Raw genomic sequence first — 646 nt, forward strand, 5'->3', positions numbered from 1 at the left:
CGGGGATTCGCCCGGCAACCGAATCAAGGGATTATCAGGTCCGGCTGGATGGGGAAAGTCAATATCTCTGTGTTGGTGGGATCCGTTCAACTGGGCTGAGTGCGGCCTTGGGAATTGCTCGTCTCGCTTCGAAAATGATCTTTGGCAATCAGTCGTTGTCTCGCGCACCTGAGAGCATTCATTGGCCCACTGTTCCGCAGATCAGCGAGACCGCTGAACGGGATTGGATGCGGCCTGACAACGGTGGAATTGTTTGCCATTGCGAGCTGGTCACCCGTCGAGAAATAGAAAAAGCCCTCCGCGGCCCGCTTCCGGCAAGATCGCTGAGCGGACTGAAGCGCCGTACCCGAGTTATGATGGGACGATGCCAGGGATTTTACTGTAGTGCCGAATTGAGTGAAATCACTGCTGGTTATTTCGACTCTCCTTTGGATATCACAGACCAGTGACTGCCGACACATTACAACCGCATGTTCGCTGCGATGTTGCCATTGTCGGTGGTGGGCCGGCCGGTCTCGCTGCCGCAACTCAGTTGCGGAACGCCGGTGTCGGGCATGTTGTTGTTCTGGAACGCGAAGCCAAGGCCGGCGGTATTCCCCGACATTGTGGACACCGGCCGTTCGGATGGCATGAATTCCGCCGGGTT

2 protein-coding genes are annotated in these 646 nt (G+C 56.7%); both read left to right on the forward strand.

Annotated elements, in window-relative coordinates:
- Nucleotides 1-449, forward strand: a 449-nt coding sequence (locus tag J4G02_23000) for a (2Fe-2S)-binding protein (protein MCE2397376.1), incomplete at its 5' end; no start/stop codon positions are given.
- Nucleotides 446-646: FAD-dependent oxidoreductase (locus J4G02_23005; protein ID MCE2397377.1), on the forward strand; the 201-nt coding region annotated here is incomplete at its 3' end. The genes J4G02_23000 and J4G02_23005, both read left to right, overlap by 4 nt.

This window comes from Candidatus Poribacteria bacterium (assembly GCA_021295755.1).
Classification (GTDB): domain Bacteria; phylum Poribacteria; class WGA-4E; order WGA-4E; family PCPOR2b; genus PCPOR2b.